This window comes from Candidatus Pelagibacter sp. PS_28 (assembly GCF_059417885.1).
This window is the reverse complement of the sequence record NZ_CM182070.1, coordinates 344,802-360,961: the sequence shown is the minus strand read 5'-3', so window position 1 is coordinate 360,961 and position 16,160 is coordinate 344,802. Positions and strand designations below refer to the sequence as shown.

19 protein-coding genes are annotated in these 16,160 nt (G+C 31.9%); 8 read left to right on the top strand and 11 right to left on the bottom strand.

The genetic code is table 11. The features are described from left to right. Nucleotides 1-3 precede the first annotated feature (3 nt). The gene (locus tag AC5SMR_RS01895; RefSeq protein ID WP_494577159.1) at nucleotides 4-1,014 is read left to right on the top strand and encodes an Ldh family oxidoreductase; all 1,011 of its coding nucleotides are present in this window, start codon (nucleotides 4-6) and stop codon (nucleotides 1,012-1,014) included. Here AC5SMR_RS01895 and AC5SMR_RS01890 read toward each other — a convergent pair whose 3' ends face one another. Further along, nucleotides 1,015-2,157 carry an epoxide hydrolase family protein gene (locus tag AC5SMR_RS01890; RefSeq protein ID WP_494577158.1) on the bottom strand — a complete coding sequence of 381 codons (1,143 nt, stop codon included), beginning with the start codon at nucleotides 2,155-2,157 and terminating at the stop codon, nucleotides 1,015-1,017. A gap of 49 nt (nucleotides 2,158-2,206) precedes the next feature. Between AC5SMR_RS01890 and AC5SMR_RS01885 the strand changes: the two genes are divergently transcribed. Together AC5SMR_RS01885 and hisD are read left to right on the top strand one after the other, a co-directional pair. After that, a complete protein-coding gene (locus AC5SMR_RS01885) occupies nucleotides 2,207-3,118 on the top strand; it encodes a bifunctional enoyl-CoA hydratase/phosphate acetyltransferase (protein ID WP_494577157.1) in 912 nt (303 codons plus the stop codon). A 62-nt stretch (nucleotides 3,119-3,180) separates the two neighbouring features. After that, complete coding sequence (gene hisD / locus AC5SMR_RS01880) at nucleotides 3,181-4,467, top strand: histidinol dehydrogenase (RefSeq protein ID WP_011281955.1); 1,287 nt, start codon at nucleotides 3,181-3,183, stop codon at nucleotides 4,465-4,467. A gap of 1 nt (nucleotide 4,468) precedes the next feature. Here the strand turns inward: hisD and AC5SMR_RS01875 are convergent, their stop codons facing one another. From AC5SMR_RS01875 to AC5SMR_RS01850, 6 genes are all read right to left on the bottom strand, one after another. Then, nucleotides 4,469-5,074 (bottom strand): LysE/ArgO family amino acid transporter, encoded by a 606-nt coding sequence (locus AC5SMR_RS01875; protein ID WP_494577156.1) that lies wholly within the window; start codon nucleotides 5,072-5,074, stop codon nucleotides 4,469-4,471. A 9-nt stretch (nucleotides 5,075-5,083) separates the two neighbouring features. Continuing rightward, nucleotides 5,084-6,589, bottom strand: a complete 1,506-nt coding sequence (locus tag AC5SMR_RS01870; RefSeq protein ID WP_006997120.1) for an ABC transporter permease — start codon at nucleotides 6,587-6,589, stop codon at nucleotides 5,084-5,086. Further along, nucleotides 6,582-7,631, bottom strand: coding sequence for a quaternary amine ABC transporter ATP-binding protein (locus AC5SMR_RS01865; RefSeq protein ID WP_494577155.1), 1,050 nt, complete (start codon nucleotides 7,629-7,631; stop codon nucleotides 6,582-6,584). The genes AC5SMR_RS01870 and AC5SMR_RS01865 overlap by 8 nt, the downstream gene beginning before the upstream one ends. Before the next feature lie 82 nt (nucleotides 7,632-7,713). Next, nucleotides 7,714-8,676: an ABC transporter substrate-binding protein gene (locus AC5SMR_RS01860; protein ID WP_020169281.1), complete on the bottom strand. Its 963-nt coding sequence runs from the start codon at nucleotides 8,674-8,676 to the stop codon at nucleotides 7,714-7,716. Nucleotides 8,677-8,777: 101 nt separating this feature from the next. After that, the gene (locus tag AC5SMR_RS01855; protein WP_494577154.1) at nucleotides 8,778-10,259 is read right to left on the bottom strand and encodes an aldehyde dehydrogenase; all 1,482 of its coding nucleotides are present in this window, start codon (nucleotides 10,257-10,259) and stop codon (nucleotides 8,778-8,780) included. Nucleotides 10,260-10,304: 45 nt separating this feature from the next. Continuing rightward, nucleotides 10,305-10,715 (bottom strand): VOC family protein, encoded by a 411-nt coding sequence (locus AC5SMR_RS01850; RefSeq protein ID WP_494577153.1) that lies wholly within the window; start codon nucleotides 10,713-10,715, stop codon nucleotides 10,305-10,307. A 75-nt stretch (nucleotides 10,716-10,790) separates the two neighbouring features. Between AC5SMR_RS01850 and epsC the strand changes: the two genes are divergently transcribed. The 5 genes from epsC to AC5SMR_RS01825 are packed head-to-tail and all read left to right on the top strand — an operon-like array spanning nucleotide 10,791 to nucleotide 13,314. Further along, a complete protein-coding gene (gene epsC / locus AC5SMR_RS01845; protein WP_494577152.1) occupies nucleotides 10,791-11,369 on the top strand; it encodes a serine O-acetyltransferase EpsC in 579 nt (192 codons plus the stop codon). Beyond that, a complete protein-coding gene (locus AC5SMR_RS01840; RefSeq protein WP_494577151.1) occupies nucleotides 11,369-12,373 on the top strand; it encodes a cysteine synthase A in 1,005 nt (334 codons plus the stop codon). The genes epsC and AC5SMR_RS01840 overlap by 1 nt, the downstream gene beginning before the upstream one ends. Nucleotides 12,374-12,387: 14 nt before the next feature. Continuing rightward, nucleotides 12,388-12,597 carry a hypothetical protein gene (locus AC5SMR_RS01835; RefSeq protein ID WP_006997128.1) on the top strand — a complete coding sequence of 70 codons (210 nt, stop codon included), beginning with the start codon at nucleotides 12,388-12,390 and terminating at the stop codon, nucleotides 12,595-12,597. Nucleotides 12,598-12,646: 49 nt separating this feature from the next. Further along, nucleotides 12,647-12,982: a DMT family transporter gene (locus tag AC5SMR_RS01830; protein ID WP_006997129.1), complete on the top strand. Its 336-nt coding sequence runs from the start codon at nucleotides 12,647-12,649 to the stop codon at nucleotides 12,980-12,982. Continuing rightward, the gene (locus AC5SMR_RS01825) at nucleotides 12,982-13,314 is read left to right on the top strand and encodes a DMT family transporter (RefSeq protein ID WP_006997130.1); all 333 of its coding nucleotides are present in this window, start codon (nucleotides 12,982-12,984) and stop codon (nucleotides 13,312-13,314) included. The genes AC5SMR_RS01830 and AC5SMR_RS01825 overlap by 1 nt, the downstream gene beginning before the upstream one ends. A gap of 332 nt (nucleotides 13,315-13,646) precedes the next feature. Here the strand turns inward: AC5SMR_RS01825 and AC5SMR_RS01820 are convergent, their stop codons facing one another. From AC5SMR_RS01820 to AC5SMR_RS01805, 4 genes are all read right to left on the bottom strand, one after another. Beyond that, nucleotides 13,647-13,991, bottom strand: coding sequence for a DUF952 domain-containing protein (locus AC5SMR_RS01820; RefSeq protein ID WP_494577150.1), 345 nt, complete (start codon nucleotides 13,989-13,991; stop codon nucleotides 13,647-13,649). Between the two features lie 219 nt (nucleotides 13,992-14,210). Beyond that, nucleotides 14,211-14,771 (bottom strand): DUF924 family protein, encoded by a 561-nt coding sequence (locus AC5SMR_RS01815; RefSeq protein ID WP_494577149.1) that lies wholly within the window; start codon nucleotides 14,769-14,771, stop codon nucleotides 14,211-14,213. Further along, the gene (locus AC5SMR_RS01810; protein ID WP_494577148.1) at nucleotides 14,772-15,578 is read right to left on the bottom strand and encodes an inositol monophosphatase family protein; all 807 of its coding nucleotides are present in this window, start codon (nucleotides 15,576-15,578) and stop codon (nucleotides 14,772-14,774) included. It lies immediately after the preceding gene. Beyond that, nucleotides 15,575-16,159: an FMN-dependent NADH-azoreductase gene (locus tag AC5SMR_RS01805; RefSeq protein WP_494577147.1), complete on the bottom strand. Its 585-nt coding sequence runs from the start codon at nucleotides 16,157-16,159 to the stop codon at nucleotides 15,575-15,577. The genes AC5SMR_RS01810 and AC5SMR_RS01805 overlap by 4 nt, the downstream gene beginning before the upstream one ends. Between the last annotated feature and the right edge of the window lies 1 nt (nucleotide 16,160).

Genomic DNA, 16,160 nt, shown 5'->3' with positions numbered 1-16,160 from the left:
ACTATGAAATCTTCGAAATTAAAAACAATTATTAAAGATATCTTTATTAAGCATAAATTAAACAAAGATCATGCCACTATTTGTGCTGAAGCCTTAATCAATGCAGAATTAGTTGGTGCTCCATCACATGGTTTATCTAGACTTAAGATGTACTGTGACCGTATTTCTAAAAAAGTTATTAATCCAAAAGCTAAAATTAAAGTTAAAAAAATTTCTCAATCCATTGCCCATGTTGATGGTAACAATAGTATTGGCTTTGTTGCAGCTGATACTGCTATTAAAACTGCTATAAGCAATGCTAAGAAAACTGGAATTGGCTTAGTTGCAGTTAAGAATAGTGGTCATTATGGTTTATCTGGTTATTACGCAGAGCAAGCAGTTAAAAAAGGTTTAATGGTAATGGTATTTACTAATGCACCTCCAGCTGTTGCACCTCATGGAGCTTTAAAAAGTTTATTTGGAACAAACCCTATTTGTTTTGGAACGCCTACTGGATCAAAGGTTCCTTTTATTTTAGACACTTCAATCTCAATGATTAATAGAGGAAAAATTAGAGTTGCAGCAAGAGAAGGAGCTAAAATTCCTGAAGGAGTTGCTTTAGATAAATTTGGTAAACCAACAACGGATCCTAAAAAAGCATTAGAGGGTGTTCAATTACCAATAGCTGGTTTTAGGGGTTCTGGATTAGCTTGGATGGTTGATATTTTAAGTGGTGTATTAACAGGTGGTAATCACGCAGGTAGAGTTAAAGATCCATTTACCGATTTTAGTGGTCCACAAAATATTGGTCACCTATTTTTTGTTTTAAAGCCTAATTTATTTGTGGGAAATTCTTTCAATAAAAGAATAAAAGACAATATCAAAACTATAAAAAGACTACCTAGGATAAAAGGCGTTAAAGAAATTCTTTACCCAGGACAAAGTAAGTTTAATAGGTTTAAAAGTAATCTTAAAAAAGAAATTAATATTTCAAAAGCTGTTTTAAAAGACTTGGAATATTTACAAAGTATCTAACTATCTTACAGTTCTTGAAAACTTTACAAGATCATTAACAAGAAGTTCAGGTTCTTCAAGCGCTGCAAAATGTCCACCCCTCGGCATCTCTGTCCATTGAGTAATATTAAACATTCTATCTACATAAGATTTTGGTGGCCACTCGGACATTTCTGCTGGAAAAATTGCTGCAGCTGTTGGAATTTCTATTTTTTTAAAATCTTTAGGAAAAAAACGTCCACCCTCTTCTCTTCTTCCGTAATAAATCCAAGTAGCTGTGTTAAAAGTTTTTGTAACTACGTAAACCATAATATTAGCTAAGAGTGTATCTTTTGAATAAACACTTTCAATATCGTTGTCTTTTAAATCAGACCAAGAATACATTTTTTCAATAATCCATGCAGCAATGCCAACAGGACTGTCCATCATTCCATAACTTAAGGTTTGTGGTTTAGTTGCTTGTTGAGTTCTATATCCATCCTGCATTATTTGGTCTGTATTAAATTTTTGTTGCCATGCTTCTTCTTGTTTTGATTGTGGACCATCAGGGTGGCGCATTGTTAAACAATTAATATGAATTGCCTTACATGATTTTGAATGGTCATAACCAATCCAGTTTGCAATGGTTGCTCCCCAATCACCTCCTTGTGCTAAATAGTTTTTATAACCAAGGTTTTCTGTCATCAGTTTATTTAAAGTATTGGCTATTTTTCTTGGTCCCATGGGTCTTGAAGGTCTCCCAGAAAAACCAAAACCAGGTAATGATGGGACCACTACATCAAAGGCATCTTCAATATTTCCACCAAATTTTTCAGGGTGTGCAAGTCTTCCTATAATATGTAAAAACTCAATTACCGATCCAGGCCATCCATGCATAAGAAGTAAAGGTGTTGGGTTGGACCCACTTCCCTTTTTATGAATAAAATGTATTTCGATATCATCTACAATAGTTGTGAAATTTGGAAATTGATTTATTTCTGCCTCATGTTTTCTCCAATCAAAATCTTTAATCCAATAATTTGAGATCTCTTTCATATAATCAAGATTACTTCCATATTTCCAGCCACCATCATCTGGCATTTCATGCCATGGGTAATTTTTTACTTTAGTGTATATTTCTTGAAGTACTTTATCGGGAATATCTAATTTAAAAGGCTTAATCATTATCAATTTACAGTATATACTTTTTAAAAATTCAGACTAAATATACCTCATGCTTTCAAATAAAGAAATTGTTTGTCCTAATAACCTTCTGGATCATGCACATAAGAAAAAAGGTGTTAATGCTGCAATCGTAAATGCAGGGTTGCCTTTACCAATGCTTTCAGTTCAAGATGCTGTTAATGAAAATTTAATAACACCTATTTTTATTGGTGATAAAAAAGAAATTCTTAAATGTGCTGAAGATTTAAAATGGGATATTTCAAAATTTGAAATCATTGATGAACCTATTGAAAATAATACTGCTGCTATTGCTGCAAAACTTGCTAGCCAAGATAAAGTAAAAATTATTGTTAAGGGTCATATTCATACGGATGTCTTAATGAAAGAAATTTTAAAAAGAGATTACAATTTACTTGGTAAAACTAGACTTAGTCACATATGGCATATGACAAATACTAAGGACGACAAGCCACTTATAATCACTGATGGTGCTTTAAATGTTTTACCCAATGTAAAAACAAAAATGCATATTTTAAGAAACGTAATTGATTTTTCAAATCGTATAGGAATTGAAAAACCAAAGATTGCAGTTCTATCAGCAACAGAAGAAATTTTAGATAGTGTACCAAGCTCTGTCGATGCAGATGAGATTACAAAACTCGCAAAAGAAGAAAATTTAAATGCTGATGTTTTTGGTCCCTTGGCATTTGATAATAGTATTTCAAAAAAATCTGCCGCTATAAAAGGTGTTAAAAATATTGTAGCTGGTGATGCAGATGTATTGCTAGTTCCAAGTGTTGAAACAGGAAATAGTTTAGTCAAAATGATGATTTATTTTATGGGAGCTTGTGCAGCTGGTGTGGTAGTGGGTGGTAAAGTTCCAATAGTAATTACTAGTAGATCTGATGAAGCACAAGCTAGATTAGCCTCTATTGCTGCAGCTGTTGTTGCTTTAGACTAATTCTTCATTGAAATAATTACATTAATGTTTTAAATAAAGCTTCAAAATTAGAGAGGGAAACAATGGCTATAACGTACTTAAAAAAATCACCAAAAACATCGTCAACAGACGATACTAAAACAACTGGAATTGTTCAGGATTTATTAAAAAATATCGAAACTACAAAAGAACAAGGTTGTATCGATCTTACAAAAAAATTTGATAAGTACGATGGAGAAATCATCGTTTCTAAAGAAAGAATTGAAGAAATTAAAAAAACATTAGATCAAAAAACAAAAGATGATGTTCAATTTTCATATGAAAGAGTTAGAAAATTTGCTGAAGCTCAATTAAAAAATTATGGTCAAGATTTTGAAGTAGAGCTTTCAGATGGACTTTTTGCTGGTCAAAAATTAATACCTGTTAATACTGCTGGATGTTATGTACCAGGAGGTCGTTATGCACACATTGCATCAGCTGTTATGAGTGTAACAACAGCAAAGGTTGCTGGTGTAAAAAACGTTATCGCCTGTAGTCCTCCAAAAGAAGGAGTGGGTGCACATCCAACAATTATTTATACCGCAGATCTTTGTGGTGCTGATGTAATTTTAAATTTAGGTGGTGTTCCTGCAATTGCAGCAATGACTAATGGCTTATTTAATAACCCTCCTGCAGATATTATCGTTGGTCCTGGAAATCAATTTGTTGCTGAAGCTAAAAGAATTTTATTTGGAAAAGTGGGCATTGATTTGTTTGCTGGTCCTACTGAGATTGGAATTATTGCTGACGCTAAAGCTGACCCTGAGATAGTTGCTGTAGATTTAGTGGGTCAAGCTGAACATGGTTATAATTCACCTTGTTGGTTATACACAACGAGTAAAGAGCTTGCAGAAAAAGTAATGAAAAGAGTTCCAGAATTAATTGCTGAACTACCAGAAGTTCCAAGAACAAACGCAGATGCAGCGTGGAGAGATTATGGTGAAGTTATCCTTTGTGATACTGATGAAGAAATGGCAACTATTAGTGATGAGTATGCTCCAGAACACTTAGAAGTTCAGACAGAAAATTTAGAGTGGTTTCACAAAAGACTTACAAACTATGGTTCTTTATTTATTGGAGAAGAAACAACTGTTGCTTATGGAGATAAATGTTCAGGAACTAATCATATACTTCCAACTAAAGGTGCGGGAAGATATACGGGTGGATTATTCGTTGGTAAGTTTGTTAAAACTTTAAGTTTTCAAAGAATGACAAAAGAATCTACTGAATTAGTTGGTGCTGCAGCTGCAAGAATTTCTAGATACGAAGGAATGGAAGCACATGCAAGAACAGGCGACGTTAGGCTTAAAAAGTACGGTTATTCTAGTTAAATTATATAATTTCCATTAGCACTGTTAAAGCCAAAATAGACATAAAAAGAATAATCAAATAATTTATTCTTTTCCACACTGTTGCACTTTTAAGATATTTAGAAAAATATTTTGAAAGATATCCTATTATAAAAAAAAATAGGAATGAAGAAATGGCTGCCCCAGCACCAAAGTAATACTTATCCACTTGAGTAAGGCTTTTAGAGAAGTTTCCTAGGAAAAACACAGTGTCTGAATAAACGTGTGGATTAAGAAAAGTAAAACCTAAAGTTTTAACTATAATGTTAGATAGATTATTAGTTTTACTATCCACATCAAATGAAGTTTCTGAAACTTTAGTTTTAATTTTTCCCCAAATAAAATGTAATAAAAATATTAAAAGTAAAATATTAAAAACTAACTCAATAGTTGGAGTAAAAAAATGATTCAGATACTGAAATAAAAAAATTCCTAAAAAAATTAATAAAAAGTCTGAAATTGAACAAATTAAACATACAATAAAAATATATTTTTTTTTTAAGCCTTGTTCTATGACAAATATATTTTGAGCACCAATTGCAAGAATTAAACTTAACCCAGTTAAAAAACCTAATATTAAATAATCCATTAAGTTTTATTAAACTCTTTTTTTACCCTGAACAACCCTATCAAGTATTAATGCAACAAATAAAATAGCTATACCCGCAAGTATACCTTGTCCAACATTAGCATATTGCAATGCCTCGAGGACATCTTGACCTAAACCTTTTGCACCGATTAGAGATGCTACAACTACCATGGCTAAACTTAACATTACTGTTTGGTTCACACCTGCCAAAATTGAAGGTGTAGCTAGTGGCAGATCTACTTTTCTCAGCAAATACCATTTAGTTGCACCGTATGCGATAGCAGCTTCTCGAATTGTTTCTGGCACTCCACGTAACCCTAAAACTGTAAGTCTTACAACAGGTGTACCACCAAAAATCATTGTAATAATTACTGCTGCAACCTTTCCAGTTCCAAAAAATGCTATTACTGGAATCATAAATACAAAGGCTGGCATTGTTTGCATGAAATCCATTATCGGTCTAATTAATGAATAAAATCTTTGTCGTCTTGCACAGAAAATTCCAAGCGGAATTCCGATTGCTATACTTAAAACTGCAGCAGTTCCTAATAAGGCAAGTGTAGTCATTGCTTTAACCCAGAAACCTAAAAAACCCATGTAACATAAAAATCCTGTAGAATAAATTGCAGCCCTGGGTCCTGCTGATAACCCAGTTAAAGTTACAATTGCAGTTATAATTACAATCCAAGGAGTTTTAACAAACAATAATTCTAAGAAATCTAATACGGACCTAATACCAATTGTTATAGCTGTAAAAATTAAATCTCCTTTAACAACGGCATAATCAAAAACAATTTCTATCCATTTAATTGAAAATAATCTTATTTCAGGATGTGTTGGGAACGTATCCATTATCTGAAGTAAGCCCGGAAAACTGTAATGGATAACTGTAAAAATCATTATAACAGAGGTAAAAACACCACTTAAAATGTAATTTTTCATCTGCATCCCTGGATGAATAGATTTATCAGATAACCATTCAGAATATTTCTTTTCTAAAATTGAATTTGCCAAAACACCCTGAACAATTTTAACTCCTATCAATAAAATAAAACCAAAAATTGCTATCCAAATTGCTGAAGCTTCTATTCTCGTAATTTCATCTAAATAACCCTGCATAGCATCCTCTAAGGATTTTATGTTTCTTTCAAAGACATCAATTTTGTCTGGATTATTTTCTATCGCAGCTTCTAATTGTTTATTTCTAAAGGCTATAGTGCTTTTTACTTGTTCAACTTTAGCAATGGCCTCTGCCGTAATATTACCAAATAAACCTCTGATTATTTGTACTACTGAAAAAGTTTCAATAATTAAAAAAGCTAAAGTCCAATTCCAAATATTACGCATTCCAAACCAAATTGGTCCAAATATGAATGCAAATAAATTAAATGAAAATGAGTAAGTAGGCTTGCTACCAATTTTTTTAAACTCTTTAATATAATAGTCTGGATTACTTTTTACAAAGTCAGTAATTAATTCATCTCTTGATGGGTTTCTGTTTGCTTTATTATCCATCACTACCCTCTACAACAGCTTTTAATAAGTCTGCCTGTGTTATTATACCAATATTTTTGTTTTCATTATTAATTACTAATATCGGCTCATCCTTAATAGAGGATTTTTCTATCAACTTATTTAGTAAATCATTTTCATGAACGCTTTCTAAATTTTTTGATATTAATCCAAATTCTTTTTCAAATTTATCAACAGGCTGCATGATAGATTTTGCTTGAATAATTTTTAATCTAGATATTCCTTTTACAAAATCAGCAACATAATCATCTGCTGGTTTCATTACTATTTCTTCTGGTGTTCCTATTTGGATAACTTTTCCATCTCTCATGATAGCAATTCTATGACCCACTCTTACTGCTTCATCTAAATCATGAGTTATAAATACTGTAGTCTTTTTCATTTGTTTTGAAAGTTTGATAAATTCTGCTTGAAGCTGTCTTCTTATTAATGGGTCTAGTGCACTAAAAGGTTCATCCATTAATAAAACATCAGGATCCGCTGCTAAAGCTCTAGCTAATCCTACTCTTTGTTGCATTCCACCTGAAAGTTCATGGGCAAATTTATTTCCCCAACCTTGAAGTTCCACAATATCTAAAATCTTATTAGCAGCATCCAATCTATCATTTTTACTAATACCCCTTATTTCAAGTGGCATTGCTATATTGTCTAAAACTGATCGGTGAGGCATTAGAGCAAAGTTTTGAAAAACCATGCCTATCTTTTTATTCCTTAAATCTTGTAAACTTTTTGGATCAAACTTCATTACATCTTCATTATCGATCAAAATTTGTCCTGAAGTAGGTTCTAGTAATCTATTAATATGTCTTACTAAAGTGGATTTACCACTCCCTGAAAGACCCATTACACAGAATATTTCTCCTTTTTTAACGTCAAAAGAGACATCTGATACACCAATTACTGAATTATATTTTTCTAAAGCTTCTTGTTTTGAAATACGATTATTTTGAATGGCATTTAATGCTTCGTCAGAAGTGTTGCCAAAAATCTTCCAAACATTTTTTATTTCTATAGCTGAGTCCATCAGATCCGTTCGAAAATTTAATAATTTTTTAAAGAAATATACCCGGCAACAAATTTGGCTGCCGGGTAAAATTTAGTTTAACTTAAAGGCCTAACCAACCATCAACTTTAGACTTATTGTTTTTCATCCATGTTCTAGCAACATCAGCTGGATCTTTTTTCTCAACTGAAATTTGAAAAGCCATTAATGAAACATCGTCTGCTGACAATTGAAAGTTCTTAAAGAAATCAACAATCGCTGGAGATTTTGCTTCTAAAGAAGTTCCCCAACCGATTTGGATTTGCTTAAGAGCATCTTTTGATGCAACATAAGATTTTTTGTACCAATCAGCATCTTCTTTAGGCTGAACCATTTTGTATTTTGCTTCATCGAACTTAGGTTCAGTTAACATAACTACATCAGCCATTCCCCAAATTGCATGTGGCTTGTAACAATAAAATGCATAACCTTCACCTTTTTTAATAGAGTCAAGTACTCTTGCATTTTTTACAGCTTCAGCAGCTCTGATTGCTTCAATGCCTGCATCGTATAAACCGTAATCTCTAAGTTTTACTTGGTTTACATTTGCAGAAGCCCATCCATCAGCACCAATCCAAAACTCACCTTTACCATTTCCGTCACTGTCCATTGCTTTAACAACTTCTGGTCTAGCTAAGTCTTCAATTGCTGTAATATTCATTTTTTTAGCAAATTGTTGAGACACACAATATCCTTGGTTTCCTTCGTAAGGTTTTGAACTTAACTTAAGAGTTCCTTTAGGAACTAGATCGTTAGTATAAGCCTGTTGATTAGGTAGCCAGATATCAGGGTGAACTTCTATCTCACCTTTACTTCTATCAATTGCCGCGTAGATTGCAGTATTATTTCCTGGAACTAATTCTGCTTCTCCACCCATTTTGTCATTAACAACTGCTGCTAATAAATTTGCAATAGCTGTTGCACCTGTCCAACCTGGATCTCCAATTTTAACTTTCTCAGCAAGCACTGAAAAAGTAGCAAATAAAGAAATTAAACCAGCTACAAGTGTAGTTTTTATTATTTTCATTATATCCCTCTCGATTAATTTAAAAAAACTAGCATAACTTAAAACTTTTGAGCAAGTCAAAGAAAATTATCTACTTATAATCCCTAATATTATTTATCTTTTTATGAATGACTAATCCAAATAGTCTTGGTTTGAAGGTATTGGTCCAGAGCTTCTGTACCTTGATCTCTACTTAAAGATCCAGATTGTCTGTATCCACCAAAGGGCGTTTTAATATCTCCTTCAGAAAAAGTATTAACAGAGACAGTTCCACAAGGTAAACTTTTAGCCATATGAAAAGCCCTATCTATATCTTGAGTAAAAACACTTGCGTGCAACCCATACTTTGAATTACTTGCAATTTTCAAAGCTTCTTCATCACTATTGATTGTAAGAACACCAAGTACTGGTCCGAAAATTTCTTCTTGGGCAATAGTCATATTCTCTTTTAAATCATCAAAAAGAGTTGGTTTTGCAAAAAAACCTTTTTGATCTTTACTTGAAACTCCTCCAAATAATAATTTAGCACCTTCATCAACTCCTTTTTGAATGTACCCATCAACAGTTGCTAGATGTTTTTTAGAAATCATTGATCCCATATTAGAGCTTGGATCTAAAGGATCTCCTACTTTAAGATCTTTTACTTTTTTGGAAACTTTATCTAAAAATTCATCTTTAACTTTAGTGTGAATTATTTGCCTCATATTTGCAGAGCAGTTCTGTCCACCATTCCAAAAGGCAGAATTAATTGCATTATCAATTAAATTATCTGTGATTTTTGCATCTTCTAAAACGATGAACGGACTTTTACCACCCATCTCTAAACTAATTGTCTTTAAATTACTTTCACCAGAATATTTCATGAACAGTCCTCCAACTTCTGTTGAGCCAGTAAATGAAACTGCATCAACATCATTGTGTCTACCCAGTGCTTCTCCCACATCTCCAAAGCCAGGTAATACATTTAAAACTCCATCTGGAATACCTGCTTCTTTAGCAATTTGAGCAACTCTAATTGCAGTTAAAGGTGTGTCTTCTGCTGGTTTAATTATAACAGAGCATCCTGCAGCTAACGCTGGTGCCATTTTCCAAACTGCCATCATTAAAGGGAAGTTCCATGGAACAACTCCAGCAACAACACCAATTGGTTCTTTAACAATTAAACTAGTTAACGATGGTTCTGTTGGTCCAACTTTACCAAATACTTTATCTATTAATTCTCCATACCACTGGAAATGCATTGGCGCGTCATTTGCAACCTCATTAATGCAGTCTCCAATTAATTTTCCAGTATCTACGCATTCAAGAACAGAATTTTCTTCACCAGTTTGTCTTAGTAATTCTGCAAATTTCAGTAAAACATCTTTTCTAAATTCTGGGGATGTTCTAGACCAAACTCCACTATCAAAAGCTTTTCTTGAAACTTTAACTGCTAAATCAACATCTTTATGATTACATTTTGAAACTGCACAAAGGACTTCGCCTGTTGCAGGGTTTATATTTTCAAATTTTTCGCCATCAATGGCATCTACATGTTTACCATTAATAAAAGCTCTGCCTTCAAATTTTAAATTTTTAGCTATAGTTTTGTAATCTACAGTCATTTTATAGATTTAAAGATATTCTAAAGATTGATTTTAGTAAAGAAGCTATTCTGGATTTGCAGTCAATGTTTTAATCTCTAAAATATTTTCATTAGGATCTTTAACAAAGAATGTTTCCTGTTCATACTTCGTGCCTTTAAACCTTAAATAAGGCTCATCATAATATTTTGTATTGTTGTCTGTTAATCTCTTTTTTAGTGAATTAAAATTTTCTCTAGATAAATGTACACCGAAATGAGGAACGGAAACGTTACCCATATCAACATCATGTCTTTCACTTTCAAGTTTATGCTCACTTGCGTGAAGAGTTAATTCATTTCCCCAAAAATCTACATCTGCCCATTCTTGAGCCGAGTTATCTAATCGGCACCCTAATATTTCACTGTAAAAATGTTTTGCTTTCTCTAAATCGCCACAAGGTATTGCTAAATGAAAACAGTTAGTGTTTTTGTACATAGATTTTCCTCTTTAAATTGCTTATTTAAAGCTTATATAAAGCAATATAAAATTATAATCAACACTAGCAAAAAAATGAACGACTTTTTACAATCTATAATTGACAGAGACCCTGCGGCAAAATCTAAACTAAGTTTAATTTTAACTTACCCTGGTGTTAAAGCAGTTTTTTTTCATAGAGTTGCTAATTTTTTTCAACTTGCTAAATTTCATTTAGTTGCAAGAATAATCTCTCAGCTATCTAGGTTTTTTACTGGAATAGAAATTCATCCAGGAGCTAAGATTGGAAAAAATTTATTTATTGACCATGGTATGGGTGTTGTAATCGGTGAGACATCAGAAATTGGAAATAATGTAACCATTTATCATATGGCAACTTTAGGTGGGATCGCACCAAGTATTAATTCAAACGAACAGAGACAAGTTAAGAGACACCCCACATTAGGTGATTGTGTTGTGGTTGGTTCTGGTGCACAAATATTAGGCCCTGTAATAATTGGTGCTAATGCTAAAATTGGAGCTAATGCAGTAGTTACAAAAGATGTTTCCGAAAATGCAGTAATGGTTGGAATACCTGCTAAAAATGTTGGTACAGCAACTGAAGAATTTAAACCTTATGCGGTAGAAGAGGTAGATAAAAATACTTCAAGTTAATGAAAAATATTCAAGACAACTTTATTTCTGGAATAGGCAATACTCCTTTAATCAAACTTAGAGCTGCATCAGAGATTACTGGTTGTAATATTTACGGTAAAGCAGAATTTATGAACCCTGGTGGTTCTGTTAAAGATCGTGCAGCACTTACATTGATTAGAGATGCTGAAGAAAAAAAATTAATCTCTAAAGGTGGAACAATTGTTGAAGGTACTGCTGGTAATACTGGTATTGGCTTATGTCTACTTGGTAATTCACTTGGTTATAAAACAATCATAGTAATGAATGATAACCAAACACAAGAAAAAAAAGATCTTCTTAGAAATATTGGTGCTGATTTAAGACTAGTTCCAGCTAAACCTTATAAAGATGATGCAAACTTTGTAAAAGTTGCAGCAAAACTTGCTGATGAATTAAGACCTTCGAATAATAACGGTGTTGTTTGGGCTAATCAGTTTGACAATGTTGCAAATGCTAAGGGTCATTATGAAGGAACCGGACAAGAAATTTGGGATCAAACCGAAGGTAAAGTTGATGGCTTTGTATGTTCATCTGGAACAGGTGGAACAATTTCAGGAGTAAGTAATGCTCTTAAAGAAAAAAATAAAGATATAAAAATATTTCTATCTGATCCAAAAGGCTCTGCTCTTTACAATTATATAAAAAATGGAGAATTAAAATCTGAAGGTGGTTCAATTACTGAAGGAATTGGCTCAAGTCGAATTACTAAAAATTTTGAAAATGCTAAAATTGATGATGCTTACTCAATTGATGACCATGAAGCACTTCCTATTCTATACGACCTAATTCAAAATGAAGGATTAAGTCTTGGTACTAGTTGTGGAATTAATATTGCTGGTGCAATTAGATTAGGTAAAGAGCTTGGTCCTGGAAAAACTATTGTAACAATTCTTTGTGATAAAAGTGAAAAGTACGCTACTAAAATGTTTAACAAATCTTTTCTTGAAGAAAAAGGATTACCTTTTCCTAATTGGATTGATTAAATTTAAATAAAATTATGACTGGTCAAAGACGTTGGTTAAAAATTTGGGCAAGAACTGTTGGAATGCCAATAGGTATTAATGACAAAGATAAACCTGAATTTTTACCTATAAAACAAACCGATGTTAAAAAAGCATTAGCTTTTAGAACATTTTGGATAGCGCTTCATGTATTAACTTGCCTATTAATTATTGCTGGTAACGGCCGTGTAATGGGTTGGTGGTAATATCTAAATAATTATATATCTCTAACAATATTTCATTTAAGATAATTAGATGAATCTTACTGGTGGCTATATATTTCTAGTGTTAGCAATAATACTTGGAATTTCATCCAATGGTTTTTTAAAAGCTACAGAAGGCTTTACAAATATTTATCCTACTATTTTTTGTATTATTACAATTGTTGCATGTATCTTTTGTTTATCTAAGGCAATGACCATTATACCCGTGGGCTTTACTTACGCTACTTACGGGGGGCTCACTATTACAGCTGTAACAATCTTTGGTGTTGTAAAATACAATCAAACACCAAACCTTTATGCTGTTCTTGGAATATCTTTAATTATTATTGGTGTTATATTATTAAACACAATGGGAAAAACTAATTAATGAATATGACAACTTCCTACTTATTTCTAGCTTTAGCAGTAGTACTAGGTGTTGCTTCAAATAGTTTTGCAAAAAGTGCTGAAGGTTTTACTCTACTTGTTCCAAGTATTATTACGGCAATTACTATAGTTTTATGTATGTATGCCTTATCAATGGTGATGAAAAATATTCCAATGGGAATTACTTACGCATCATTTGCGGGTCTTGCGATTATCTCAACTGTAGGTGTTGGCATAATCAAATATAATCAAGTTCCAAATCTTTATTCGATAGTTGGTTTATGTTTTATTATTGTGGGTGTACTAATGGTAAATCTTTTAGGTAATAATTAATAAAATTATTTAAATAAAACTAGTTAGGAGAGTTTCTAAAATTATCGAAATCCTACAGTTTTGCTAGGTTGCATTCAATAAATATATTTAACATAAAGTGAAATAAATATTTTGAATACAATATTCAAAAATGCTAATATATAAATATCAATAAAGGAGGATGATTATGAATTTATCACCACCTGACACATAACTGGTGTGATTAAATAATCAAAGACTAGATAAGACCAATAAAATATGAATCTATTATTATAGATTTTAGCGTATACCGCTCACTTACAGGGGAACTCTTTTGGAGTTTACCGAAAGGGTGACCCCCTTAAAAAAAGCGGTCAAAAAATATCTGGCAACACATGATTGCCATCATCATTTAAAATAATATCAAATTCATCAACTACATTAGAAATATCTAGTGGCGAATATAAATGTGGAAACATATTTCCATCTGATGCTTGTTCCCAAACTAAATGATCTAACTTTAAAGTATCAACCTTTAATAAAATTAAATCTTTTTGATTTTGGTAAAATTTTTTAAGCGTTCCAGCAACTTGATCATCACCTGAAAAATGGATGTAACCATCTTCTAAATCTTTTTTAGAACCTGTTAATTTACCTTTAGTCTTAACCTCTTGCCATTCAGATTTGGTACATATTTTATAAACAAATTTGAAATTCATATAAAATTTATATTATTCAGTGGGGATATTGACAATAAGAAACTCCCCCCTTTCGAGGGAAGCTAATATTAACTATCTAATAGAGAGAGAAGATAATGTTAATTTTTGAATTTTGTAGGCTCCTTATAGACGGCACTTTAAGATATTAAAATGACATATTGTCACTACAGCAATGCAGAGATTGAATAGCTTATTTTATTTGTTCGTTTAGTGAACATTTTACCAGGATGAATTTGGTTGAGCTAGAAACTCTATTTCCTCAGGAGTAGATTTTCTAACTAACACTAAGTTTCGATGAGGATATCTATGAAATTTCTTTATTACTAAGGTGTGATCTTTCCAAGATTTTTTTATAGAGATTAAACCTGGATGATCTTTTAAGAATTTATCTAGTAGATAATAGGCCATATCATGATCTGTGATCTCTTCACTGTGAATTAGTGGTAATATCATAAACAATCTTTGATCTTGATCCATTTCATCTAAAAAGCCTGCATAAACGGAATCGTTAACTATCAACCTTGCTTTATGATCTTGGATAAAAGCTTTTGGATCATCTCTAAACATATTTCTTGAAAATTGATCAAATAAAATAACTAAAGCTAAAGAACCAAGGGGACTATCTTGCCAATCATCATACTCATTTGAACCTGCTAACTCATAATCTTTTAAAAAATTCTTTTTTATTAGCGCATCAAAATCTTTATGTTTTTGAAATCTTTTTTTTGATGAGGTTTCTTTAAACCAAAAATCTAATATCTTTTTAGTTCTTGTATGCATTTATTTTGAAACTGATTTTAAAAGCTTAAGCATTTTATTATGAATAGATTGATTAGCTGAAACTAAAATATTTCCAGCATTAACTGCATCTCTATTATCCCAAGTAGTTACAACTCCACCTGCTGCTTTTATAATTGGCATTAGTGGATGAATATCCCAAATTTTATTTGTAGCCTGAAATACAACATCAATTTTTCCCTCACATAGATGAGAATAACTTAATGCATCTGCAGTTGGAAATTGCATTAATTTTAAAACTTTTGGTATTTTCATTTGCTGCCTAAGGCTAACTGCACCATGGAAAGCACCTGAAACTTTTATTTTTGAAAAAGGGACATTCTTTGAAACAAAAATTTTTCTTTTTTTACCCTGCTCAAAAACAAAAGAGTTTTTATTATCAAAATTTAAATAGTACTTATTTAATATTGGAAAATTCGCTAAACCTACAACAGGATTACCTTTGAAATTAAGAGAAATTAAATTGCTCCATGTGGGGTTACCTATTACAAATGATCTTGTTCCATCTATAGGATCTATCACCCATGTAAAGTCACTAGTTGATTTTTTGTAGCCAAACTCTTCACCTATAACTTGATGATTTGGAAATTTTTTTTTAATTTTTAATCTAATAAATTTTTCAAATGCTTTGTCAGCTGTTGTAACAGGATCATACCCTTTGCCTTTAAGCTTATTAGATATCACAAAAGTTTTATTAAGTTTTGAATAATAAAATTTATTTAAGTCTTTTGCTAAATTGCTTAAAAATTTCGAATATAACTTATATTCATTAACGCTTAATAAACTCATTGTATTATATTCTCAATTTGCTTTTCTGCATCTTTAATTGATTTTTCATAATCTATGGCCAATTGATCTGCAGCAATAATATCTATTTTTTTTATACCAAAAAAATTTAAAACATGAGTTAGCCAAGGTGTTAAAAAATCTTCCTTACTATTGATCTTTGTGCCACCAGAGGTAATTATGAGATAAACTTGTTTGTCTTCAAGCAAACCTACCCTGCTTCCGTCTTCATTATATTTAAATGTTTCTTTAACTCTTGCTGCCAAATCTGCCCAGGCTTTTAGTGTTGCTGGTGGGCCAAAATTATAAATTGGTACAGAAATTATAATTGTGTCGCTTTCTTTTAACTCCATGACTAGTTTATCTGACATTTCAAACATTTTCTTATGTTGCTCTGTTTGCTCACCATCAGGGATTTTCATTCCTGACTCAGTTAAATTAGAAATAAATATCATTTCGTCATTAAGGTCTCGGTAAACAACCTCATCTTCTGGCTTTTTAATTTTATCCAATAATTTTTTTGCTAAAGCTCTTGAGGTAGAACCTTCTTTTCTAGCGCTGGTGTCAATTTGATATATTTTCATG

Excerpts from the sequence above, each read along its gene's own strand:
- AC5SMR_RS01895 (WP_494577159.1), top strand. The coding sequence starts at position 4 with ATGAAATCTTCGAAATTAAAAACAATTATTAAAGATATCTTTATTAAG.
- AC5SMR_RS01890 (WP_494577158.1), bottom strand. The coding sequence starts at position 2,157 with ATGATTAAGCCTTTTAAATTAGATATTCCCGATAAAGTACTTCAAGAA.
- AC5SMR_RS01885 (WP_494577157.1), top strand. The coding sequence starts at position 2,207 with ATGCTTTCAAATAAAGAAATTGTTTGTCCTAATAACCTTCTGGATCAT.
- hisD (WP_011281955.1), top strand. The coding sequence starts at position 3,181 with ATGGCTATAACGTACTTAAAAAAATCACCAAAAACATCGTCAACAGAC.
- AC5SMR_RS01875 (WP_494577156.1), bottom strand. The coding sequence starts at position 5,074 with ATGGATTATTTAATATTAGGTTTTTTAACTGGGTTAAGTTTAATTCTT.
- AC5SMR_RS01870 (WP_006997120.1), bottom strand. The coding sequence starts at position 6,589 with ATGGATAATAAAGCAAACAGAAACCCATCAAGAGATGAATTAATTACT.
- AC5SMR_RS01865 (WP_494577155.1), bottom strand. The coding sequence starts at position 7,631 with ATGGACTCAGCTATAGAAATAAAAAATGTTTGGAAGATTTTTGGCAAC.
- AC5SMR_RS01860 (WP_020169281.1), bottom strand. The coding sequence starts at position 8,676 with ATGAAAATAATAAAAACTACACTTGTAGCTGGTTTAATTTCTTTATTT.
- AC5SMR_RS01855 (WP_494577154.1), bottom strand. The coding sequence starts at position 10,259 with ATGACTGTAGATTACAAAACTATAGCTAAAAATTTAAAATTTGAAGGC.
- AC5SMR_RS01850 (WP_494577153.1), bottom strand. The coding sequence starts at position 10,715 with ATGTACAAAAACACTAACTGTTTTCATTTAGCAATACCTTGTGGCGAT.
- epsC (WP_494577152.1), top strand. The coding sequence starts at position 10,791 with ATGAACGACTTTTTACAATCTATAATTGACAGAGACCCTGCGGCAAAA.
- AC5SMR_RS01840 (WP_494577151.1), top strand. The coding sequence starts at position 11,369 with ATGAAAAATATTCAAGACAACTTTATTTCTGGAATAGGCAATACTCCT.
- AC5SMR_RS01835 (WP_006997128.1), top strand. The coding sequence starts at position 12,388 with ATGACTGGTCAAAGACGTTGGTTAAAAATTTGGGCAAGAACTGTTGGA.
- AC5SMR_RS01830 (WP_006997129.1), top strand. The coding sequence starts at position 12,647 with ATGAATCTTACTGGTGGCTATATATTTCTAGTGTTAGCAATAATACTT.
- AC5SMR_RS01825 (WP_006997130.1), top strand. The coding sequence starts at position 12,982 with ATGAATATGACAACTTCCTACTTATTTCTAGCTTTAGCAGTAGTACTA.
- AC5SMR_RS01820 (WP_494577150.1), bottom strand. The coding sequence starts at position 13,991 with ATGAATTTCAAATTTGTTTATAAAATATGTACCAAATCTGAATGGCAA.
- AC5SMR_RS01815 (WP_494577149.1), bottom strand. The coding sequence starts at position 14,771 with ATGCATACAAGAACTAAAAAGATATTAGATTTTTGGTTTAAAGAAACC.
- AC5SMR_RS01810 (WP_494577148.1), bottom strand. The coding sequence starts at position 15,578 with ATGAGTTTATTAAGCGTTAATGAATATAAGTTATATTCGAAATTTTTA.
- AC5SMR_RS01805 (WP_494577147.1), bottom strand. The coding sequence starts at position 16,159 with ATGAAAATATATCAAATTGACACCAGCGCTAGAAAAGAAGGTTCTACC.